Source organism: Frondihabitans peucedani (assembly GCF_039537585.1).
Lineage (GTDB): Bacteria > Actinomycetota > Actinomycetes > Actinomycetales > Microbacteriaceae > Frondihabitans > Frondihabitans peucedani.
This window is the reverse complement of sequence record NZ_BAABAU010000004.1, coordinates 155,869-172,805: the sequence shown is the minus strand read 5'-3', so window position 1 is coordinate 172,805 and position 16,937 is coordinate 155,869. Positions and strand designations below refer to the sequence as shown.

Annotated in this window: 12 protein-coding genes; 4 read left to right on the top strand and 8 right to left on the bottom strand. The window is 70.0% G+C overall.

Features of this window, described 5'->3' with window-relative positions:
• Positions 1–19: 19 nt before the first annotated feature.
• From ABD733_RS14190 to ABD733_RS14180, 3 genes are read right to left on the bottom strand one after another with little or no spacing between them, the layout of a single operon-like run.
• Positions 20–943 carry a carbohydrate ABC transporter permease gene (locus tag ABD733_RS14190; RefSeq protein ID WP_344797343.1) on the bottom strand — a complete coding sequence of 308 codons (924 nt, stop codon included), beginning with the start codon at positions 941–943 and terminating at the stop codon, positions 20–22.
• A complete protein-coding gene (locus ABD733_RS14185) occupies positions 940–2,040 on the bottom strand; it encodes a carbohydrate ABC transporter permease (RefSeq protein WP_344797341.1) in 1,101 nt (366 codons plus the stop codon). The genes ABD733_RS14190 and ABD733_RS14185 overlap by 4 nt, the downstream gene beginning before the upstream one ends.
• Positions 2,037–3,302: a sugar ABC transporter substrate-binding protein gene (locus ABD733_RS14180; protein WP_344797339.1), complete on the bottom strand. Its 1,266-nt coding sequence runs from the start codon at positions 3,300–3,302 to the stop codon at positions 2,037–2,039. The genes ABD733_RS14185 and ABD733_RS14180 overlap by 4 nt, the downstream gene beginning before the upstream one ends.
• 185 nt (positions 3,303–3,487) lie before the next feature.
• Between ABD733_RS14180 and ABD733_RS14175 the strand changes: the two genes are divergently transcribed.
• Positions 3,488–4,546, top strand: a complete 1,059-nt coding sequence (locus ABD733_RS14175) for a LacI family DNA-binding transcriptional regulator (protein WP_344797337.1) — start codon at positions 3,488–3,490, stop codon at positions 4,544–4,546.
• Between the two features lie 122 nt (positions 4,547–4,668).
• Here ABD733_RS14175 and ABD733_RS14170 read toward each other — a convergent pair whose 3' ends face one another.
• Positions 4,669–6,870 (bottom strand): APC family permease, encoded by a 2,202-nt coding sequence (locus ABD733_RS14170; protein ID WP_425552930.1) that lies wholly within the window; start codon positions 6,868–6,870, stop codon positions 4,669–4,671.
• 73 nt (positions 6,871–6,943) lie between these two features.
• Complete coding sequence (gene yczE / locus ABD733_RS14165; protein ID WP_344797333.1) at positions 6,944–7,606, bottom strand: membrane protein YczE; 663 nt, start codon at positions 7,604–7,606, stop codon at positions 6,944–6,946.
• 157 nt (positions 7,607–7,763) lie between these two features.
• On the opposite strand from yczE, the gene ABD733_RS14160 reads away from it, so the two are divergent.
• Positions 7,764–10,943 carry an efflux RND transporter permease subunit gene (locus ABD733_RS14160; protein WP_344797331.1) on the top strand — a complete coding sequence of 1,060 codons (3,180 nt, stop codon included), beginning with the start codon at positions 7,764–7,766 and terminating at the stop codon, positions 10,941–10,943.
• Between the two features lie 18 nt (positions 10,944–10,961).
• On the opposite strand, the gene ABD733_RS14155 is transcribed toward ABD733_RS14160, so the two are convergent.
• Positions 10,962–11,477, bottom strand: a complete 516-nt coding sequence (locus ABD733_RS14155; RefSeq protein ID WP_344797329.1) for an O-acetyl-ADP-ribose deacetylase — start codon at positions 11,475–11,477, stop codon at positions 10,962–10,964.
• Between the two features lie 258 nt (positions 11,478–11,735).
• Between ABD733_RS14155 and ABD733_RS14150 the strand changes: the two genes are divergently transcribed.
• A complete protein-coding gene (locus ABD733_RS14150) occupies positions 11,736–13,970 on the top strand; it encodes a DEAD/DEAH box helicase (protein WP_344797327.1) in 2,235 nt (744 codons plus the stop codon).
• A 124-nt stretch (positions 13,971–14,094) separates the two neighbouring features.
• The gene (locus ABD733_RS14145) at positions 14,095–15,546 is read left to right on the top strand and encodes a peptidase M16 family protein (protein ID WP_344797325.1); all 1,452 of its coding nucleotides are present in this window, start codon (positions 14,095–14,097) and stop codon (positions 15,544–15,546) included.
• A 138-nt stretch (positions 15,547–15,684) separates the two neighbouring features.
• Here ABD733_RS14145 and ABD733_RS14140 read toward each other — a convergent pair whose 3' ends face one another.
• Both ABD733_RS14140 and ABD733_RS14135 read right to left on the bottom strand, forming a co-directional pair.
• On the bottom strand, positions 15,685–16,191 hold the full coding sequence (locus ABD733_RS14140) for a mycothiol transferase (protein WP_344797323.1): 507 nt from the start codon (positions 16,189–16,191) through the stop codon (positions 15,685–15,687).
• Between the two features lie 25 nt (positions 16,192–16,216).
• Positions 16,217–16,717 carry a MarR family transcriptional regulator gene (locus ABD733_RS14135; protein WP_344797321.1) on the bottom strand — a complete coding sequence of 167 codons (501 nt, stop codon included), beginning with the start codon at positions 16,715–16,717 and terminating at the stop codon, positions 16,217–16,219.
• Positions 16,718–16,937 lie beyond the last annotated feature (220 nt).

Here is a 16,937-nt window from a genome sequence, read left to right as displayed (position 1 = left end):
CGGATGGGCGGTGGAACGGTCATTCCTTGACGGCGCCGTCGCTCGAGTTCATGATCCGCTTCTGGAACACGAAGAACATCACGGCGACCGGGATGGTCATGATCGCGGCGGCGGCGAGTTTGATCGGGTACTGGTTGCCGGCGGAGAGCTGGCCCGAGGCGAGGCTCGCGACGCCCTTCGTCAGCGTGGTGAGGCTCGGCGACTGCGTCGAGATGATGAAGTGCGGCAGCTCGTTCCACGACCCCTGGAACGACAGGATGATGATCGTCACGAGAGCCGGCCGAGCCATCGGCAGCACGATCGACCAGAAGACCCGGAACACTCCGGCCCCGTCGATCGACGCCTGCTCCTCGACCGACCTCGGGATCGACTCGAAGAAGTTCTTCATGATGAACACCCCCGCGGCGTCGACGAGGAGCGGGATGATCATGCCGGCGTAGGAGTCGTACATGCCGAGCTGGTTCAGCACCAGGAACTTCGGGATCATCAGCACGACGCCGGGGACGGCCATCACGCCGATGAGGAGCGCGAAGATCACGTTCCGCCCGCGGAAGTCGAGCCGGGCCAGCGCGTAGCCGGCGAGCGAGTCGAAGAACACGCGGCCGGCCGTGACGAACACGGCGACGATGAACGAGTTCTTGACCCAGGTCGGGAAGTCGCTGTTGCCGAACAGGGTCTGGAACGCGGCGATCGTCCAGTTCGTCGGCACCAGCGACAGCGGGTTCGCGGTGGCGTCCGGCTCGGTCTTGAACGCCGTCGCGATGTTGATCAGGAACGGCAGGATGTAGACCACCGCGATCACGATCAGGACGACGTAGAGCACGATCCCCGAGGTCAGCAGGCGGCCGCGGGTGCGGCCGCCGGGCGTCGGGGCGGCGGGTGCGGGGTCGCCTGCGCCGGGGGCGCCGGTGCCGATCCTGTCGGCGAGGGGTGTGGCCGTCATCGGGAGACCTCCGAGGTCGTGCGGGCGGTGCCGACGCGGGCGGCAGGATCGTAGAGGCGCATGCGGCGCTTGGACACGGCGCGCTCGCGGAGCACGACGCGCTGAACGATGGTGAAGACGACGATGATCACGAACAGGATGAAGGCGATCGCGGCGCCCTGCCCCCACTCCTGGCTGCCGAAGGCCGACGTGTAGGAGAGGTAGGAGGGAGTCACCGTCGTGTTGTCGGGGGCGCCCCTCGTGCCGGTGTAGATCTGGTCGAAGACCTGCCAGGTGCCGATGAGGCCGAGGGTCAGCACGGTGAAGAGCGTCGGGCGGAGCTGCGGCAGCGTGATCTGCCAGAAGCGCTGCCAGCCGTTCGCGCCGTCCATCATCGCGGCCTCCTGCACCTCGCCGCTGAGGTTCTGCAGGGCGGCGATGAACAGCAGCATGAACGTGCCGCTCGTGGTGAAGATCGCCATCAGGATGAAGGCGCTCATCGCGACCGACGGCCCGGCGACCCACTCCCAGAGCGGGATGCCGAGAGCGGTGTGGTCGGTGAGGACGGCCGGTCCGTTCTGGACGCCGAACAGCCTCAGGAAGAGGTGGACGATGCCGTCGGGGTCGTTGAACCAGTTCGGTCCGTTGATCCCGAGGAACGACAGCGCCTTGTTGACGGCGCCCGTCGTCGAGAAGAGGAACAGCCAGAGCACCGTGATCGCGACCGAGCTCGTCACCGACGGGAAGTAGAACGCCGTCCGGAAGAAGCCCCGACCGCGCAGGATCGAGCGGTTGACCAGGACCGCGAGGAACAGCGCCACCGCGGTCTGGATCGGCACGACGAACACGACGTACCAGGCGTTGTTGCGGAGGCTGGTGCCGAAGTTCGTCTCGGCGAGGCTGCCGCCGGAGAGGAGCTGCTGGTAGTTCCTCGTGCCGATGAACCTCACGCCGGGGGCGAGCGGCGAGCCGACCCCCGACCAGTCGGAGAAGCTGACCCAGAGGGCCATCAGCACCGGCACGAGCAGGAAGAGCCCGAGCACGACGATGGTCGGGGAGACGAACAGCCAGCCCGCCGCTCCCTGGCGGCGCCCCGGGCTCTTCCTGCGGGCACTCACTTGTCGAGGACCGCTGCGAGCTGCTTCTGCGTCGTCTGCAGCAGCGCCTGCGGGTCGGCGCTCTTGAGACCTGCGACCTTCGAGTCGAGTGCGGCGATCACGTCGGCCGAGCCGGCCTGGTTGGGGACGCCCTCGGCGAAGGAGGCCGAGTCGAGGAACGCGGCGAGGTCGGGGTTGTCCGACTTCCAGGTGTCGGCTGCCGACTTCACGGACGGCATGACGCCGAAGTCCTTCGCGAAGGTGAGCTGCTGGTTGGTCGAGGTGAGCTTCTCGACCAGTGCGAGGGCGGCCTTCTGGTTCGGGCTGTCCTTCGCGATGCCCCAGCAGTTGGTGAACTGGAGCGTGCCCTTGCCGGCCGGGCCCGCAGGCATCTCGGCGACCTTGTACTTGATGCCGGGGTAGTCGCTCGAGAGAGCACCGGTGATCCAGTTGCCCTCGACGGTCATGGCCGCCTGGCCCTTGCCGAACGACTCGCCGCCCCAGCCGGTGCCGAGGTCGCTCGAGAACTTCGCGTCGCCCGACTTCAGGAGGTCCTGCACGTAGGTGAGGCCCTTGACGTTCGCCGACGAGTCGACGGTCGCCTTCGTGCCGGCGGTGTTCGTGAGCGCGCCGCCGGCCTCCGCCATGAAGGCGCCGACGCGGGCGTACTGCGGGCTGAGCGCGAGTCCGACGTGTCCGTCGGTGGTCAGCTTGGCGGCGACGGTCTTCAGCTGGGCCCAGGTGGTCGGGACGTCGCTGTCGGTGAGGCCGGCCTTCTTCCACATGTCGGTGTTGATGATGAGGCCGAGGGTCGAGAAGTCCTTCGGGGCGCAGTAGAAGGTCTTGTCGACGGTGAAGCTCTTGACCAGGGTCGGGAAGAAGTCGCCCTTGTTCTTCAGGCGGTCGCCGTAGGCCAGGAGGCTGCCGTTCTTCGCGTAGCCGGCGAGCTGGTCGGTCGAGACGTAGAAGACGTCGGCCGGCTTGCCGGAGGCGAAGCCCTGGCTGAGCTGCTGGTTGAGGTCGGACGCGGCGGTGACGGTCGCCTTGGTTCCGCTCGAGCTCGACCAGCTCGACACGGCGGAGGTGACGGCCTTCGTCTCGGCGGGACCGCTCGAGCCGATCAGGACGCTGAGCGGCTTGTCGCTCGAGGTCAGCGCCTTCGTGATCGACGACGACGATCCGCCGGACGAGCTCGAGAAGCCGGAGCCGCAGGCGGTGAGCCCGAGGGCGGTGACCGCGGCGAGCGCGCCGACGGTCAGGAAGCGGGTTGTGCGTCTTTGCATGGGTTTCTCCTCGCCCCGACACTGGGGAATTTGAACGATCAAAGTTTCTGGGTGTCACTGTAGGTCGGCGCCGTCCGGGGTGTCAAGCAGAGAGGCCGCGGGGTTCGTCGGGCGGCTGACGGAGGGCGGGATCCTGCGCTCGGGTACCCTACGGAAGACGTGCAGCCGACCCGGAGGAGGTGCTCGTGTCGACAGAGTCCCTCGCCCGGCGGGGCGCCTCGGGGCGCCAGCCCACGGTGCACGACGTCGCGGCGCTCGCCGGGGTGTCGCGCCAGACCGTGTCGAACGTGCTGAACGCCCCCGACATCGTCAAGGGCGCCACCCGCGAGCGCGTCGAGCGGGCGATCGCCGAGCTCGGCTACCGCCCGCACGCGTCGGCGCGGCGGCTCCGGACCCGCAAGAGCTCGACCATCGGCATCCGCCTCGACCCGGTGCAGAACGGCATCTCGGGGTCGGTGCTCGACCGGTTCCTGCACGCCGTGACGGAGCAGGCCGACGCGCGCAGGATGCGGATCCTGCTGTTCACGGCGCGCGATCCGGCCGACGAGATCCAGCAGTTCGAGCGGCTCCTCGACGGGGCCGACGTCGACGGGTTCCTGCTCACCTCGACCTTCTACGACGACCCCCGCATCGAGTGGCTGATCGCCACGGGTGCCCCGTTCGTCACCTTCGGACGCCCCTGGGGCGTCACCGACATGGCGGACGCCGACCACCGCTGGGTCGACGTCGATGGGCGGCACGGCCTCGCCGAGGCCACGCGCGCCGTGCTCGAGCTCGGCGCGAGCCGCGTGGCCTACCTCGGCTGGCCGCCGCCGTCGGGCACCGGAGACGAGCGGCGCCGCGGCTGGCGAGAGGCCATGAGCTCCGTGCCCGGCGGCCTCTCCGAGGTCGAGCTCGACGCGCTCGAGGTCACCAGCGAGGACGCCGTGCCGCTCGCCTCCGAGGCCGTGCGCGCTCTCGTCGCCAGGGGCACGGCCTTCGACGGGCTGGTCTGCGCCAGCGACACCCTCGCCCTCGGCGCCCTCATGGTGCTCGGCGGCTCCGTGCCGATCGTCGGCTACGACAACACGCCGGTGGCGAGCGCCGTCGGCCTGCCGAGCGTCGAGCAGCCGCTGGAGCAGGTCGCCGCGGCCGCTCTCGAGCTCCTGCTCGACGAGGTGGACGACGGCCCGGTCATCGGCGACGTCGCGTCGCCCGGCGACCCGCGCCACCGGCTGCTGCGGCCGCAGGTCGTCTGGCGGTAGCCCCCGGGGCTCCGGCGGGTCACCCCGGCAGCCGCATCCCGCCGCGGCGCGTCACCGCTGCCGACACGCGGCGCCGTCGCGGGCCCGCGCCCGGGCGCAGCGGTGCCGTCCGGGGCCAGGCCTCAGCGACCGGAGCCGTCGTCCTGCTGCTTCTTCGCCGGCGCCGAGGCGCTGTTCCGCGCCGTCGAGCGGGCGGCGGCGGCCTTCCGGCGGGCCTTCGACGACGAGCCCTTGCCGACCGACACGAGCTCGCGGTTCGCGGTGGCGGCGACGGCGTCGGCGGCCTCCTGCGCCTGCTTCGCGGAGGCCGCGTTGGCGTGGGTCGTGCGCGGCAGCGGCTTCGCAGGCCGGATGGGCTCGCCGCGGCGGTCCTGGCCCGGGAGCACCCGCGACCGGCGGCCGTAGAGCAGCTCGGACGAGTCGAGGAGCCAGGGCACCAGCGCCACGGTGACGCCGTGCGCGAGCATGAGCCGCTGGCGGATCCTGCGCGACCGGTGGTTGTGGAGGAGCCCCTCCCACCAGTGGCCGACGATGTAGATCGGCGTGTAGACGGTGACGACCTCGGCGCCGAACTCCTCGCGGTGCGCCTTGATGTACTTGATGACCGGCACGGCGATGTCGCGGTACGGCGAGGGGATGATGATGAGCGGGATCTCGATGTTCATCTCGTCCCACTGCTTCTGCAGCTTCTCGGTGGCCTCCTGCTCCACGCTCACGTGGATGGCCTCGAGGGAGTCGTGACGGGCCGCGATCGCGTAGTCGATCGCCTTCAGCACGGGCTTCTGCATCTTGCCGACCAGGACGATGGCGTGGTCGCCCGAGGCGCCGAACGTGGTCGTCGCATCGACCTCCACCTCGACGTCGACGTCGCGGTAGTAGCGGTTGACGCCGAGCATCAGCGTGAACAGGATCGGCATCACGACGAAGACGATCCAGGCGCCGTGGGTGAACTTCGTGATCGTCACGACGACCAGCACGGTGAAGGTCAGCAGCGCACCGATCGTGTTGATCGTCAGCGACCTGCGGATCTGGCCGCGGTCGGTAGTGGCCGGGTCTTTCAGCAGGCGGAGCCAGTGCCGGACCATTCCGGTCTGGCCGAGGGTGAACGATACGAACACGCCGATGATGTAGAGCTGGATCAGCTGGGTGACGTTGGCGCGGAAGATCAGCATGATCACGCTGGCGATGACGGCCAGGATGATGACGCCGTTGGAGTAGATGAGGCGGTCGCCGCGGCTGTTCAGGGCCTTGGGCGCGTAGGTGTCGCGCGCCAGGATCGAGCCGAGCAGCGGGAACCCGTTGAACGCCGTGTTGGCCGCGAGGAGGAGCACGGCCGCCGTGACGGCCTGGATCACGTAGAACGGGATGCTGCCGGCGCCGAAGACGCTCGTCGCGATCTGCGAGATGAGGCTCGGCTGGGGCGTGTTCGCGCAGTTCTGCAGCCCGATCAGGTCGCAGGACGCCTCCGCGTAGTGCACCTTGGCGATGAGCGCCACGCTGACGAGGCCCGCGAACAGGACGATGGCGATGCCGCCCATGAGCGCGAGGGTCTGCTGCGCGTTCTTGATCTTCGGGTTGCGGAAGGCGGGCACGCCGTTCGCGATGGCCTCGACGCCGGTGAGCGCCGAGCAGCCGCTGGCGAAGGCGCGCAGGAGGAGGAGGACGAACGCCGCGTGCGCGACCTGGTCGCCCTGCACGGTGTAGCCGGCACTCTCGGCGACGGGAGGGTTGCCGGCGGCGGTGCGGATCAGCGCGACGACGATCATCACGAAGACGCTGGTGATGAAGAGGTAGGTCGGGACAGCGAACGCCTTGCCCGACTCGCGGACGCCTCGGAGGTTGACCGCGGCCAGCAGGACCACGAAGAAGATGGCCATCTCGACGCGGATCCCGTTGAGCTCGGGGACGGCCGAGATGATGTTGTCGACGCCGGACGCCACCGAGACGGCGACGGTCATGACGTAGTCGACCAGGAGTGCCGACGCGACGATCAGGCCCGGCTTCTCGCCGAGGTTCTTGCGCGCGACCTCGTAGTCGCCGCCGCCGGACGGGTACGCCTTGATGAGCTGGCGGTACGACAGGACGACGACGACCAGCAGGATCACGACCGCCGCCGCGACCCCCGGAGCCAGCGTCAGGAAGCCCACCCCGCCGATCAGCAGGATCATCAGGAGCTCCTGGGGCGCGTACGCGACAGAGCTGAGCGGGTCGCTCGCGAAGATCGGCAGAGCGAGGTGCTTCGGGAGCAGCTGCCCCTCGAGCTTCTCGGAGGACAGCGGTTCGCCGATCAACCAGCGTTTGGGAGACCGTACGTCGTTAGTCACGACGGGCAAGCCTAATCGCCGCCGGGTGCCTGTCAACACCGGGGGAGTCGCCGGTATTCCCCCAGTGCTCGGGTCAGGCGCGAGTGGCGTCCGCGCCGGTCGGGCAGGGGCCCCCGGACGTGCTCCCGCTGACGGCCCGAGGCGTCTCCGGGACGCGCAGCCACGGGATCGTCCGGCCGACCATCGGGCCGATCAGGACAGCGAAGGCGACCGTGCCGACGCCCACGCTGCCGCCGAGGAGCCACCCGGCGACGAGCACGGTGCCCTCCACGAGGGTCCGGCACAGCCAGATCGGCCAGCCGAGCCGCGAGTGGAGGCCGGTCATCAGCCCGTCGCGGGGGCCGGGGCCGAGCCGGGCGCCGATGTAGAGGCCCGAGGCCACCGCGAGCACGAGCAGGCCCAGCGCGAACTCCAGCCCCTGCGCCCAGAGCCCCGACGCCGCCGGGAACCAGGCCAGCCCCACGTCGATCGCCGGCCCGACCAGCACCACGTTCAGGACGGTCCCGAAGCCCGGCCGCTGGCGGAGCGGGATCCACGCGAGCAGGACGAGCGCGCCGATCAGGATCGTCAGGGTCCCGAAGCTGAGGCCGATCCGCTCCGAGAGCCCCTGGGTCAGGACGTCCCACGGGTCGAGGCCGATGTCGGCCCGGATGAGGAGGGCGGCGCCGAGCCCGTAGGCGGACTGGCCGACCACGAGCTGCAGGATCCTGCGGGTCCAGACGAGCGAAGGGGGCATGACAGCAATCCAACCGACTCCGTCCCTCCTGGCAAAGAGCCAATCCGGCGTCTGTGGACTTCCGATGGGCCTGTGCACTCCCGGTGGATCAGCGGCCCTTCAGCGGCCCTGGTGTTCCATGGGAAGAGCCGTCATCCCCCTACTCTCCGGAGCGTCCGTGCATCTCCTCTCGGTCTTCAGCCTGCGCAACCGGGCGCTCATCGCACTCGTCACGATCGTCGTGGCGCTCTTCGGCGGCTACGCGCTCACAGCCCTCAAGCAGGAGCTGATCCCCAACATCACGCTCCCGCAGATCGCGATCGTCTCGTCGTATCCGGGCGCCTCGCCGCAGGTGGTCAACGACAGCGTCTCCGGCCCCATCGAGAAGGCCATCCAGGTGATCCCGGGGCTCGAGTCGACGACCGCGACCTCGCAGACCTCCGAGAGCAACATCTCCGCCTCGTTCACCTACGGCACCGACCTCCCCGCGACGGAGGAGAAGATCCAGCAGGCGATCGACACCGTGACCCTGCCCGACAGCGTGAACACGCAGGTCGTGAGCGGGAGCCTCGACGACCTCCCGGTCGTCCAGCTCGCGGTCACGGGCGGTCCGTCCGACAAGCAGAAGCTCGTCGACGACCTGACGAACATCACCGTGCCCGCGCTGCAGAAGCTCGACGGCGTCCGGCAGGCGTCCGTCTACGGCGATGCCGGGCAGCGGGTCACCATCGAGCCCGACTCCTCGAAGCTCGCGGCGGTCGGCCTCTCGGCGTCCGCGATCAAGGACGCTCTCGACGACAACGGCACGCTCGTGCCCGGCGGGCAGATCACGCAGAACGGCAAGACGCTGTCGATCCAGGCGGGTCAGAAGCTGACGAGCGTCGCCCAGGTGCAGAAGCTCCCGCTCGCCGGCGCCAAGAACGCCCTGACGGGTGCTCTGCAGGCGACCAGCATCGCCGACGTGGCCACGGTAAAGCTCACCAGCGCCCCGGTCACCTCGATCTCGCGGGTCAACGGCAAAGACGCCCTGACCATCGCCGTCACCAAGACCCTCGAGTCGAACACTGTGAACGTGTCGACCACCATCCGCGACCAGATCCCGTCGCTCGAGCGGAACCTCGACGACGGCGCGAAGATCTCCGTCGTCTTCGACCAGGCGCCGTTCATCCAGCAGTCGATCGAGAGCCTCTCGACGGAGGGGCTGCTCGGGCTCGTCTTCGCCGTCCTCGTGATCCTGGTGTTCCTGCTCTCGATCCGCTCGACGCTCGTGACGGCCATCAGCATCCCGACGAGCGTGCTGATCACGTTCATCGGTCTGCTCGCGACCGGCTACACGCTCAACATCCTCACGCTCGGCGCGCTCACGATCGCGATCGGCCGCGTGGTCGACGACTCCATCGTCGTGACGGAGAACATCAAGCGGCACCTGGTGCCCGGCGCCGACCGCGTCAGCGCGATCACCGCGGCGGTCCGCGAGGTCGCCGGAGCCGTCACCGCCTCGACGATCACGACGGTCGTGGTGTTCCTGCCGCTGGCGTTCGTGCAGAGCGAGGTCGGCGAGCTGTTCCGGCCGTTCGCGCTCACGGTCGTCATCGCCCTCCTGGCGTCGCTCTTCGTCTCGCTGACGATCGTCCCGGTGCTCGGGTACTGGTTCATGCGCGCGCCGAAGGTGCACAAGCACGACGCTCCGGGCCGGCCCGGAGTCGACGCCGAGCTCGAGGGCCGCGCGGTTCCGACGACGGCCGTGTCGTACGTCGACGGCGGCCACCGCGAGAAGCTCGACCGCCTCCGCCGCGCCTACCTGCCCGTCCTCGTCGGGACCCTCAAGCACCCCGTCGTCACGATCGTCATCGCCGTCCTCGTCCTCGGCGGGTCGGGCGGCGCAGCGTTCCTCCTGAAGACCAACTTCCTCGGGTCGAGCGGCCAGAACACGCTGACCGTGTCGCAGGTCCTGCCTGCCGCCTCGAGCCTCGCCACGCAGTCCGCCGCGGCCGAGAAGGTCGAGAAGGAGCTCGACTCGACGAAGGGCGTCGACACCGTCCAGCTCACGATCGGGTCGAGCGGCAATTCGCTGGCCGCGTTCTTCGGCGGCACCGGCGGCAGCACCGTCACCTACCAGATCACCACCGACGAGAACGCCGATCAGGATGCCCTGACCTCGACGATCCGCTCGAAGCTCGACGGGCTGGACGACGCGGGCGACATCACAGTCGAGCCCTCGAGCGGCTTCGGGTCGAGCAACGACATCGAGGTCGACGTCACGTCGAACGACGCCGCGACCCTGCAGACCGCGTCGCAGCGCGTCCTCAAGGCGATGACCGGCCTGCCGGCGACCGCCGGCGCCACCTCGAACCTGGCTGCCGCGCAGCCGCTCATCAGCATCGTCGTCGACCGCACCAAGGCCGCCTCCTACGGGCTGACGGAGCTCCAGGTCGGCGGGCTCGTGTCGCAGGCGGTCCAGCCGTTCGACGTCGGATCACTCGAGATCAGCGGCACCACCGTCGACATCTACACGATCCCGACGAAGCCGCCGACGACGCTCACCGCCCTCAAGGGGATCTCGATCCCGACCGCGACCGGCACCGTCCCGCTCTCGAGCCTCGCGGCGGTCAGCCAGGCCGACGGACCCACCTCGATCACGACCGAGAACGCCGTCCGGAGCGCGACGATCACCATCACGCCGGCCTCCGACGACCTCTCCGCCGCCAACACCCAGGTGTCGAAGGCGCTCGCCGGAGTCGACCTGCCGCGCGGCGCGAGCGCAGTCATCGGCGGCGTCACGGCCCAGCAGGGAACGGCGTTCACCGACCTGCTCATCGCCACGATGGTCGCGATCCTGATCGTCTACATCGTCATGGTCGCCGCGTTCAAGAGCCTGCTGCAGCCGATCCTGCTGCTCGTGTCGATCCCGTTCGCCGGGGTCGGGGCGATCCTGCTGCAGCTGATCGCGAACATCCCGCTCGGCGTCCCGTCGCTCATCGGACTCCTCATGCTCGTCGGGATCGTGGTCACGAACGCCATCGTGCTCATCGACCTCGTGAACCAGTACCGGAGGCGGGGGCTCCGGGTTCGGGAGGCCCTGATCGAGGGCACGTCGAGGAGGCTCCGGCCGATCCTGATGACGGCGCTCGCGACGATCTTCGCGCTGACGCCGCTCGCCCTCGGTCTCACCGGCCACGGCAGCTTCATCTCGCAGCCGCTCGCGATCGTCGTCATCGGCGGCCTGGTGTCGTCGACCCTGCTCACGCTGATCGTGCTGCCGGTGCTCTACTACCTGGTCGAGGCGTCGCGAGAGCGTCGGGCCGACCGTCGGGCTGCGGTCGAGGCTGCGCACGCGCCCGTGCAGTCGCTCTCGTAGTCGGCCTGCGCGCCCGCGTCAGGCGAGCGCGGCCTCGAGCACGGCGCGGTCGGCGGACGAGTGGGCGACGAGGGTGACGCGGTCGACTCCGCTGCCCGGGTGCTCGTCGAGCCAGCTCCGGACGGCCGTCACGGCGACGCGAGCTGCCTCCGCCGGCGGATACCCGTACACGCCGGTCGAGATCGCAGGGAACGCCGCGCTCGCGCAGTCGGCGTCCTCGGCGAGGTCGAGCGAGCGGCGGTAGCAGGAGGCGAGGAGGCGCGAAGCCTCCTCGGGCTGGTGGGACCGGTAGACGGGCCCGACCGTGTGGATGATCCTGTGCGCTGTGCGGATCCCGTGCGCTCCGGTGATGACGGCCTCACCGGTCGCGCATCCGCCGAGGCCCCGGCACTCGGCGAGGAGCCCCGGACCCGCCGCCCGGTGGATCGCGCCGTCGACGCCTCCGCCCCCGAGCAGGCTCGAGTTCGCCGCGTTGACGATCGCGTCCGCGGAGAAGGTGGTGATGTCGCCCTGCCAGACCGTGATCTCTGCCATGACTCCGGTCTAGTCTCCTCGGCACCTGTTGCCCGGGCCTGTCTCATCAGGTAACGTTGGTGGGTCGGCTCGAGACACCGCAGTTCTCTGCGGGTGGGTTTGTAAGTCTCCGGGGCCGGAATCTCCGCAATCTGCTGAGACGAATCACGCAGTGACGATCTTCGAGATGTCGAAGTGTCTACCGCGAACGGTCCCTGGCCAATGGCTGCCCGGGTGCTCTTCCATTGTGCGTCACCTCACAAAACCCAGGAAAGAACCATGCCCCCCTACGACAAGTCCGCGTCCGCGCGCCCCAGCTACGACCGATCCGCTCCGAAGGCAGGATCGAAGAGCCCCAAGCACCGCGGGTACCGTCCCGACGCCGAGGGCGCACCCGCCAAGAAGCGCTGGGACGCTGCCGACCGCGACGCCCGCGGCGACAACCGTCGCGGCGACGCCGGCCGCACCGAGTCCCGCGGCGGCCAGCGCCCCAACTGGGAGCCCCGCAAGGCCGGCGGCTCGAACCCCCGCTTCGGCGGCAGCCCCGCCGACCGCGACGCCCGCAACGGCGCCCGCGGAGCCGAGCGCGGCGGCGACCGCTACGACCGCTCCGACCGGGGCGCTCGCGACGACCGCCCGGCGCGCGGCTACGACCGCGACGCCCGCCCGGCTCGTGACGACCGCGGTGCTCGCGACGATCGCGGCGCTCGCGACGACCGTCCGGTCCGTGACTCGCGCTTCGCTCGCCCCGCACGCTCCATCGACCGGGCCGACCGCGCCGCCCGCGGCTACGACCGTCCGGCGCGCGACGACCGCGGTGGGCGCTACGACCGTCCGGCGCGTGACGACCGCGGTGGGCGCGACGACCGCGCACCCCGTTTCGACCGCAACGACCGCAACGACCGTCCGGCCCGGGGCTACGACCGCGACGCCCGCCCGGCTCGCGGCGTCGATCGCGACGAGCGCGGCAACCGCCCGGCCCGCGACGACCGCCCCGCGCGCTCGTTCGACCGCGACGCCCGCCCCGCGCTCAACGACCGCTTCGACGGCAGCACCCGCGGCGACCGCACCGAGCGTCCGGCTCGCTCGTACGACCGCGACGACCGCTCCGGGCGCCCCTCGCGCGACGACCGTCCCGCTCGCTCGTTCGACCGCAACGACCGCAACGACCGTCCGGCCCGCTCCTTCGACCGCGACGACCGCGCTCCCCGCCGCGACCGCGACGACCGCGGCAGCGACTTCTACCCGAAGCGCGACACGCGCTTCACCCCCGATGACGACGTCAAGCTGGAGAAGCTCCAGGCCGAGGTCGTGACGGCCAGCGACGTCGCCGACAAGACCTGGGGCGACCTGGGCCTCGGCGACAACCTCACGCGCCAGCTGATCGCGATGGGCGCGCCGGCGCCGTTCCCGATCCAGGCAGCGACCATCCCCGACGTGATCGCGGGCAAGGACGTCCTGGGCCGCGGCCGCACCGGCTCCGGCAAGACCATCGCCTTCGGTGCCCCGCTCGCCGAGAAGCTCCTCGAGCACGGTGGCGCGAAGGACCGCAAGATGGGCCGCAAGCCCCGCGCGCTGATCCTGGCCCCCACTCGCGAGCTCGCGATGCAGATCGACAACACGGTGCAGCCCATCGCCCGCTCCGTCGGTCTCTTCACCACGCAGATCTACGGCGGCGTGCCGCAGCAGCGTCAGGTGCACTCCCTCCAGCGCGGCGTCGACATCGTCATCGGCACGCCGGGCCGCATCGAAGACCTCATCGACCAGGGGCGGCTCGACCTCAGCGAGGTCACCGTCACCGTGCTCGACGAGGCCGACCACATGTGCGACCTGGGCTTCCTCGAGCCGGTCCAGCGCATCCTGCGCGAGACCGCGACCGTGACCCGTCACGGCAAGCGCGCCCAGAAGCTGCTCTTCAGCGCCACCCTCGACAAGGGCGTGGCGAAGCTGGTCGACGAGTTCCTCACCGATCCTGCCGTCCACGAGGTCGCCGGTGAAGACCAGGCCTCGTCGACGATCGACCACCGCGTGCTCCTCATCGAGCAGCGCGACAAGGGCGCCATCATCGAGCAGCTCGCTCAGGGCGCCGGCAAGACCCTGGTCTTCGCCCGCACCCGCGCCTTCGCGGAGCAGCTCGCCGACCAGCTCGAAGACGCGGGCATCCGCTCGACGAGCCTCCACGGCGACCTCAACCAGTCGCGCCGCACGCGCAACCTCGAGCTGCTCACCTCGGGTCGCGTCAACGTGCTCGTCGCCACCGACGTCGCCGCCCGCGGCATCCACGTCGACGACATCGAGCTGGTCATCCAGGCCGACGCCCCCGACGAGTACAAGACCTACATGCACCGCTCGGGCCGCACGGGCCGCGCCGGCAAGGAGGGCACCGTCGTCACGCTGATCACGCGTGCCCGTCGTCGCCGCATGGAGGAGCTCCTCGACCGCGCCGAGATCTCGGCCAAGATGGTCGAGGCCCGCCCCGGCGACAAGCTGATCGACCAGCTCGCCGGCGTGTAGCAGTAGCCTCCCCGCGCCGAGATCGCAGTAGTCGTCGCCTCCGCGCACCGTGGGGCGACGACAACTGCGATCTCGGCGACGTCGAGCCTGCGACACCCGGCAGCTGGTGCAGAATCGGCAGGTGATGATCACGACGATCCGGGCGGACGACGGCCTGACCACGCAGACCGCAGATCGTCCCGGCCGTGTGTTCGCGGGACTCACCTTCGGGCTGGCCGCTCGCGACGAGTCGCCGACGACCCGGGGGATCTCGCGGCTTCTGGGCCAGATCGTCTGGCAGCGGCTGCAGCCTCGGCGACTGTCCGGGCGCCTCCTGCAGGACGACCTCGGTCTGACATTCGAGGTCTCGGGCACCTCGCAGGAGGTCGCGCAGCACCTGGCCGAGATCGCGACGGTCATCCACGGTCTCGAGAACCTCACCGAGGCCGAAGTCGCTCGGGCAGCGCGGATCGCAGAGTTGAGTGCTGAGGAGAGCGTCCTGCTGGGGTCGACAGCGGTGCCGTACTGGTTCGGCATGGCGGGTCCGGGCTTGGAGACCCTTCCCCCGGTGGAAGAGTTCGACGTGCGTCTCGTCGCAGAATGGGCGCGGCGCGGTCTCGTCGCCGACAACGCCGTGATCTCGGCGACCGGTCCCCTGCCCGAGGGGTTCTCCTGTCGTCTGCCGGTCCGTGAAGCCGGCCGAGTCGGAGTCCGGCGACGGCCCGAGAGACCGCGGGTCACGCCGACGACAGTGGTCGAGGCCTCTGCTCCGGTGTCCTCTCTAGCGATCCTGATCCCCAGCGCCGATCACGCCTACGCAATCGGTCGCGCCGTCCTGGAGGAGCTGCACAACCGGCTCGTCATCGAGCGGCCGCTCGTCGACCGGGTCGAGATCATCTACTCGACGGCCACCCCTGAGGAGTCGTTCGTGTCCTTCTCTGTCGTCGGGCCCGGCGACGAGGCCGCGAACGTGCTCGCTCTGCGGAGTGCCCTGGAGGACGTCGCGAGAGGTGGCGTCTCGCAGGACGCGCTGGCCTTGGCGGCGAGCTCCTTGGGCGCCGTGCGAGACGCCGGCTCCTCCGCGCTCGCCCAGGACCTCTTCAGCATGGCGGGCTCGCTGGTCGCCGGATTGCCCGTCCAGAGCATCGCTGCGGAGTCGCGTGTCGCCGAGGACCTCGACTCCGACCGGGTCGCAGCCGTCGTCGCCGCCGCTCTCGAGCGGGGCTTCGTCCTCGAATACGCCGGGCCAGACGGTGACGAACTCGCGGCCGCGCTCGGCGCCGTCGTGGATCCACGGCAGCTCTTGCGACCGGTCGCCCCGGCCGCCCTGAGTCGGCGGGAGCGACGCGCAGGATGGCGTTTCACGGGCGGGAAGGGAAGTCGCGACGATCTGCGGGTCGTCCTGACAGGCGAGACCCTGTTCACCGTGTCGGAGCGTCTCGTCTCCGGGCGCGTCCTCTCCGACCTGTTCGTCGGATTCGACGCGGGCGACGTCCTCACGATCTTCGACCAGGAGGGGTCTGCTCTCACGTTCGACGCGGATGACTGGCGGGACGGGCCCGGGCTCATCGAGGCACTCCGCCGCTCGCTCTCGTGAGTCGGCTGGTCGCCCCCCGAGAGATCGCGAGGTGGTGCAGGCGCCGAGATCGCAGTTCGACAGGCGCGAACCACGGTCTGTCGTGTCGGACTGCGATCTCGAGCCTCCGAAGCAGATCGCCGAAGCAGCCCGCAGGAGTCAGAGCCGCTCGAGGATGCCCCGCGCGTAGCTCGCCTGGCCGGCGTGCTGCAGGCAGTCGCCGAGGATGCTGTTCAGGCGGGCGCCGCGCGTGACGGGCGGGTTCCAGTCCTCGTCGACCACGTCGTCGAGGTCCGACTCGGAGACGCCGCCGAGGTACTCGCTGGTCCGCGCGGTCACCGCCTCGAGGTAGCCGGTCAGCAGATCGGCGGTGGCGACCACGCGCGCCACGTCGCCGGCGCTCATGCCGTAGCCCATCTCGTCCGGACCGAAGGGGAGCTCGAAGCGCTCGTACCACCCGTCGGACGTCCACACCTGGTCGGTGCCCGCAAGGGCCGCCACCTGGACGTCCTGCCCTCGAGCGGTGTGCCAGGCGAGCCAGGCGATGGTGTTGGTGCCGGGCCCCGGCCGGGCCGCGAGCTGCTGGGCGTCGAGGTCGTCGGTCGCGCGGTCGATGATCGCGGGGATGCGGGAGAAGGAGTCGCGGAGGAGTTCGGCGGGCGTCATGCTTTCACGCTACGACGCCCCGGTGTCATCCGGCCGGGTGATCCGTCTCGGGTGGGGGTGCGGAGGCGGTGCCGAGCGCTGTGGCGATGCCGCGGAACACCCCGGCGATCTCGTCGTACGACCCCTCCGGGATCGCCTTCGCGAGCGCGCCCCGGTAGACCTCCGTGAGGCTCGTGACCGCGTCGATCCCCTCGGGGGTGAGCCGCAGCAGGACGCTCCGCCGATCAGTCGGGTGGGCCAGGCGCACGAGCGAGCCGGACGCCACGAGGCGGTCGACGAGGCTCGTCGTGGCACCGGTCGACAGCTCGAGGAACTCCGCCACCTGCTTGGGCGTGGTGTCGCCGTGGACGCTCCACAGGTAGGCGAGCGCTCGGATGTCGGTGGCGCCCATGGACAGGGCCTCGCTCTGGTGGATGACGACCCGGTTGTGCTCGAGGAGGAGGCTCCGGAAGGCCAGCAGGAGAGCGCTCAGACGGTCGTCGGGAACGGCTGCGGCAGCACCCTCGGGGGCTTCGTCAGTCGTCATTTGGTCTCCAGGATCGTCGTTCGGCGGTTGTCTCAATGTATGCGATTACTCGATCGTCTAGTTACCCCCAGAAGAGGCGTCTCGACTGTCGAGCCATCCCCCTAAGTGGGGAGAATGTCGCGCTTGCGAGCATCTCCGATACCAAGTAGCTTCATGCTCGTACTACTCGAACACAGCGCGTCCGTCGCCGAAATCGGCGGGTGCGCAGGATCACGCCTCT

What these genes read in the sequence shown, in the direction of transcription:
- ABD733_RS14135 (WP_344797321.1), bottom strand. Translation starts at nt 16,717, where the DNA reads ATGACGACTGACGAAGCCCCCGAGGGTGCTGCCGCAGCCGTTCCCGAC.
- ABD733_RS14145 (WP_344797325.1), top strand. Translation starts at nt 14,095, where the DNA reads ATGATCACGACGATCCGGGCGGACGACGGCCTGACCACGCAGACCGCA.
- ABD733_RS14180 (WP_344797339.1), bottom strand. Translation starts at nt 3,302, where the DNA reads ATGCAAAGACGCACAACCCGCTTCCTGACCGTCGGCGCGCTCGCCGCG.
- ABD733_RS14155 (WP_344797329.1), bottom strand. Translation starts at nt 11,477, where the DNA reads ATGGCAGAGATCACGGTCTGGCAGGGCGACATCACCACCTTCTCCGCG.
- ABD733_RS14140 (WP_344797323.1), bottom strand. Translation starts at nt 16,191, where the DNA reads ATGACGCCCGCCGAACTCCTCCGCGACTCCTTCTCCCGCATCCCCGCG.
- ABD733_RS14190 (WP_344797343.1), bottom strand. Translation starts at nt 943, where the DNA reads ATGACGGCCACACCCCTCGCCGACAGGATCGGCACCGGCGCCCCCGGC.
- ABD733_RS14150 (WP_344797327.1), top strand. Translation starts at nt 11,736, where the DNA reads ATGCCCCCCTACGACAAGTCCGCGTCCGCGCGCCCCAGCTACGACCGA.
- yczE (WP_344797333.1), bottom strand. Translation starts at nt 7,606, where the DNA reads ATGCCCCCTTCGCTCGTCTGGACCCGCAGGATCCTGCAGCTCGTGGTC.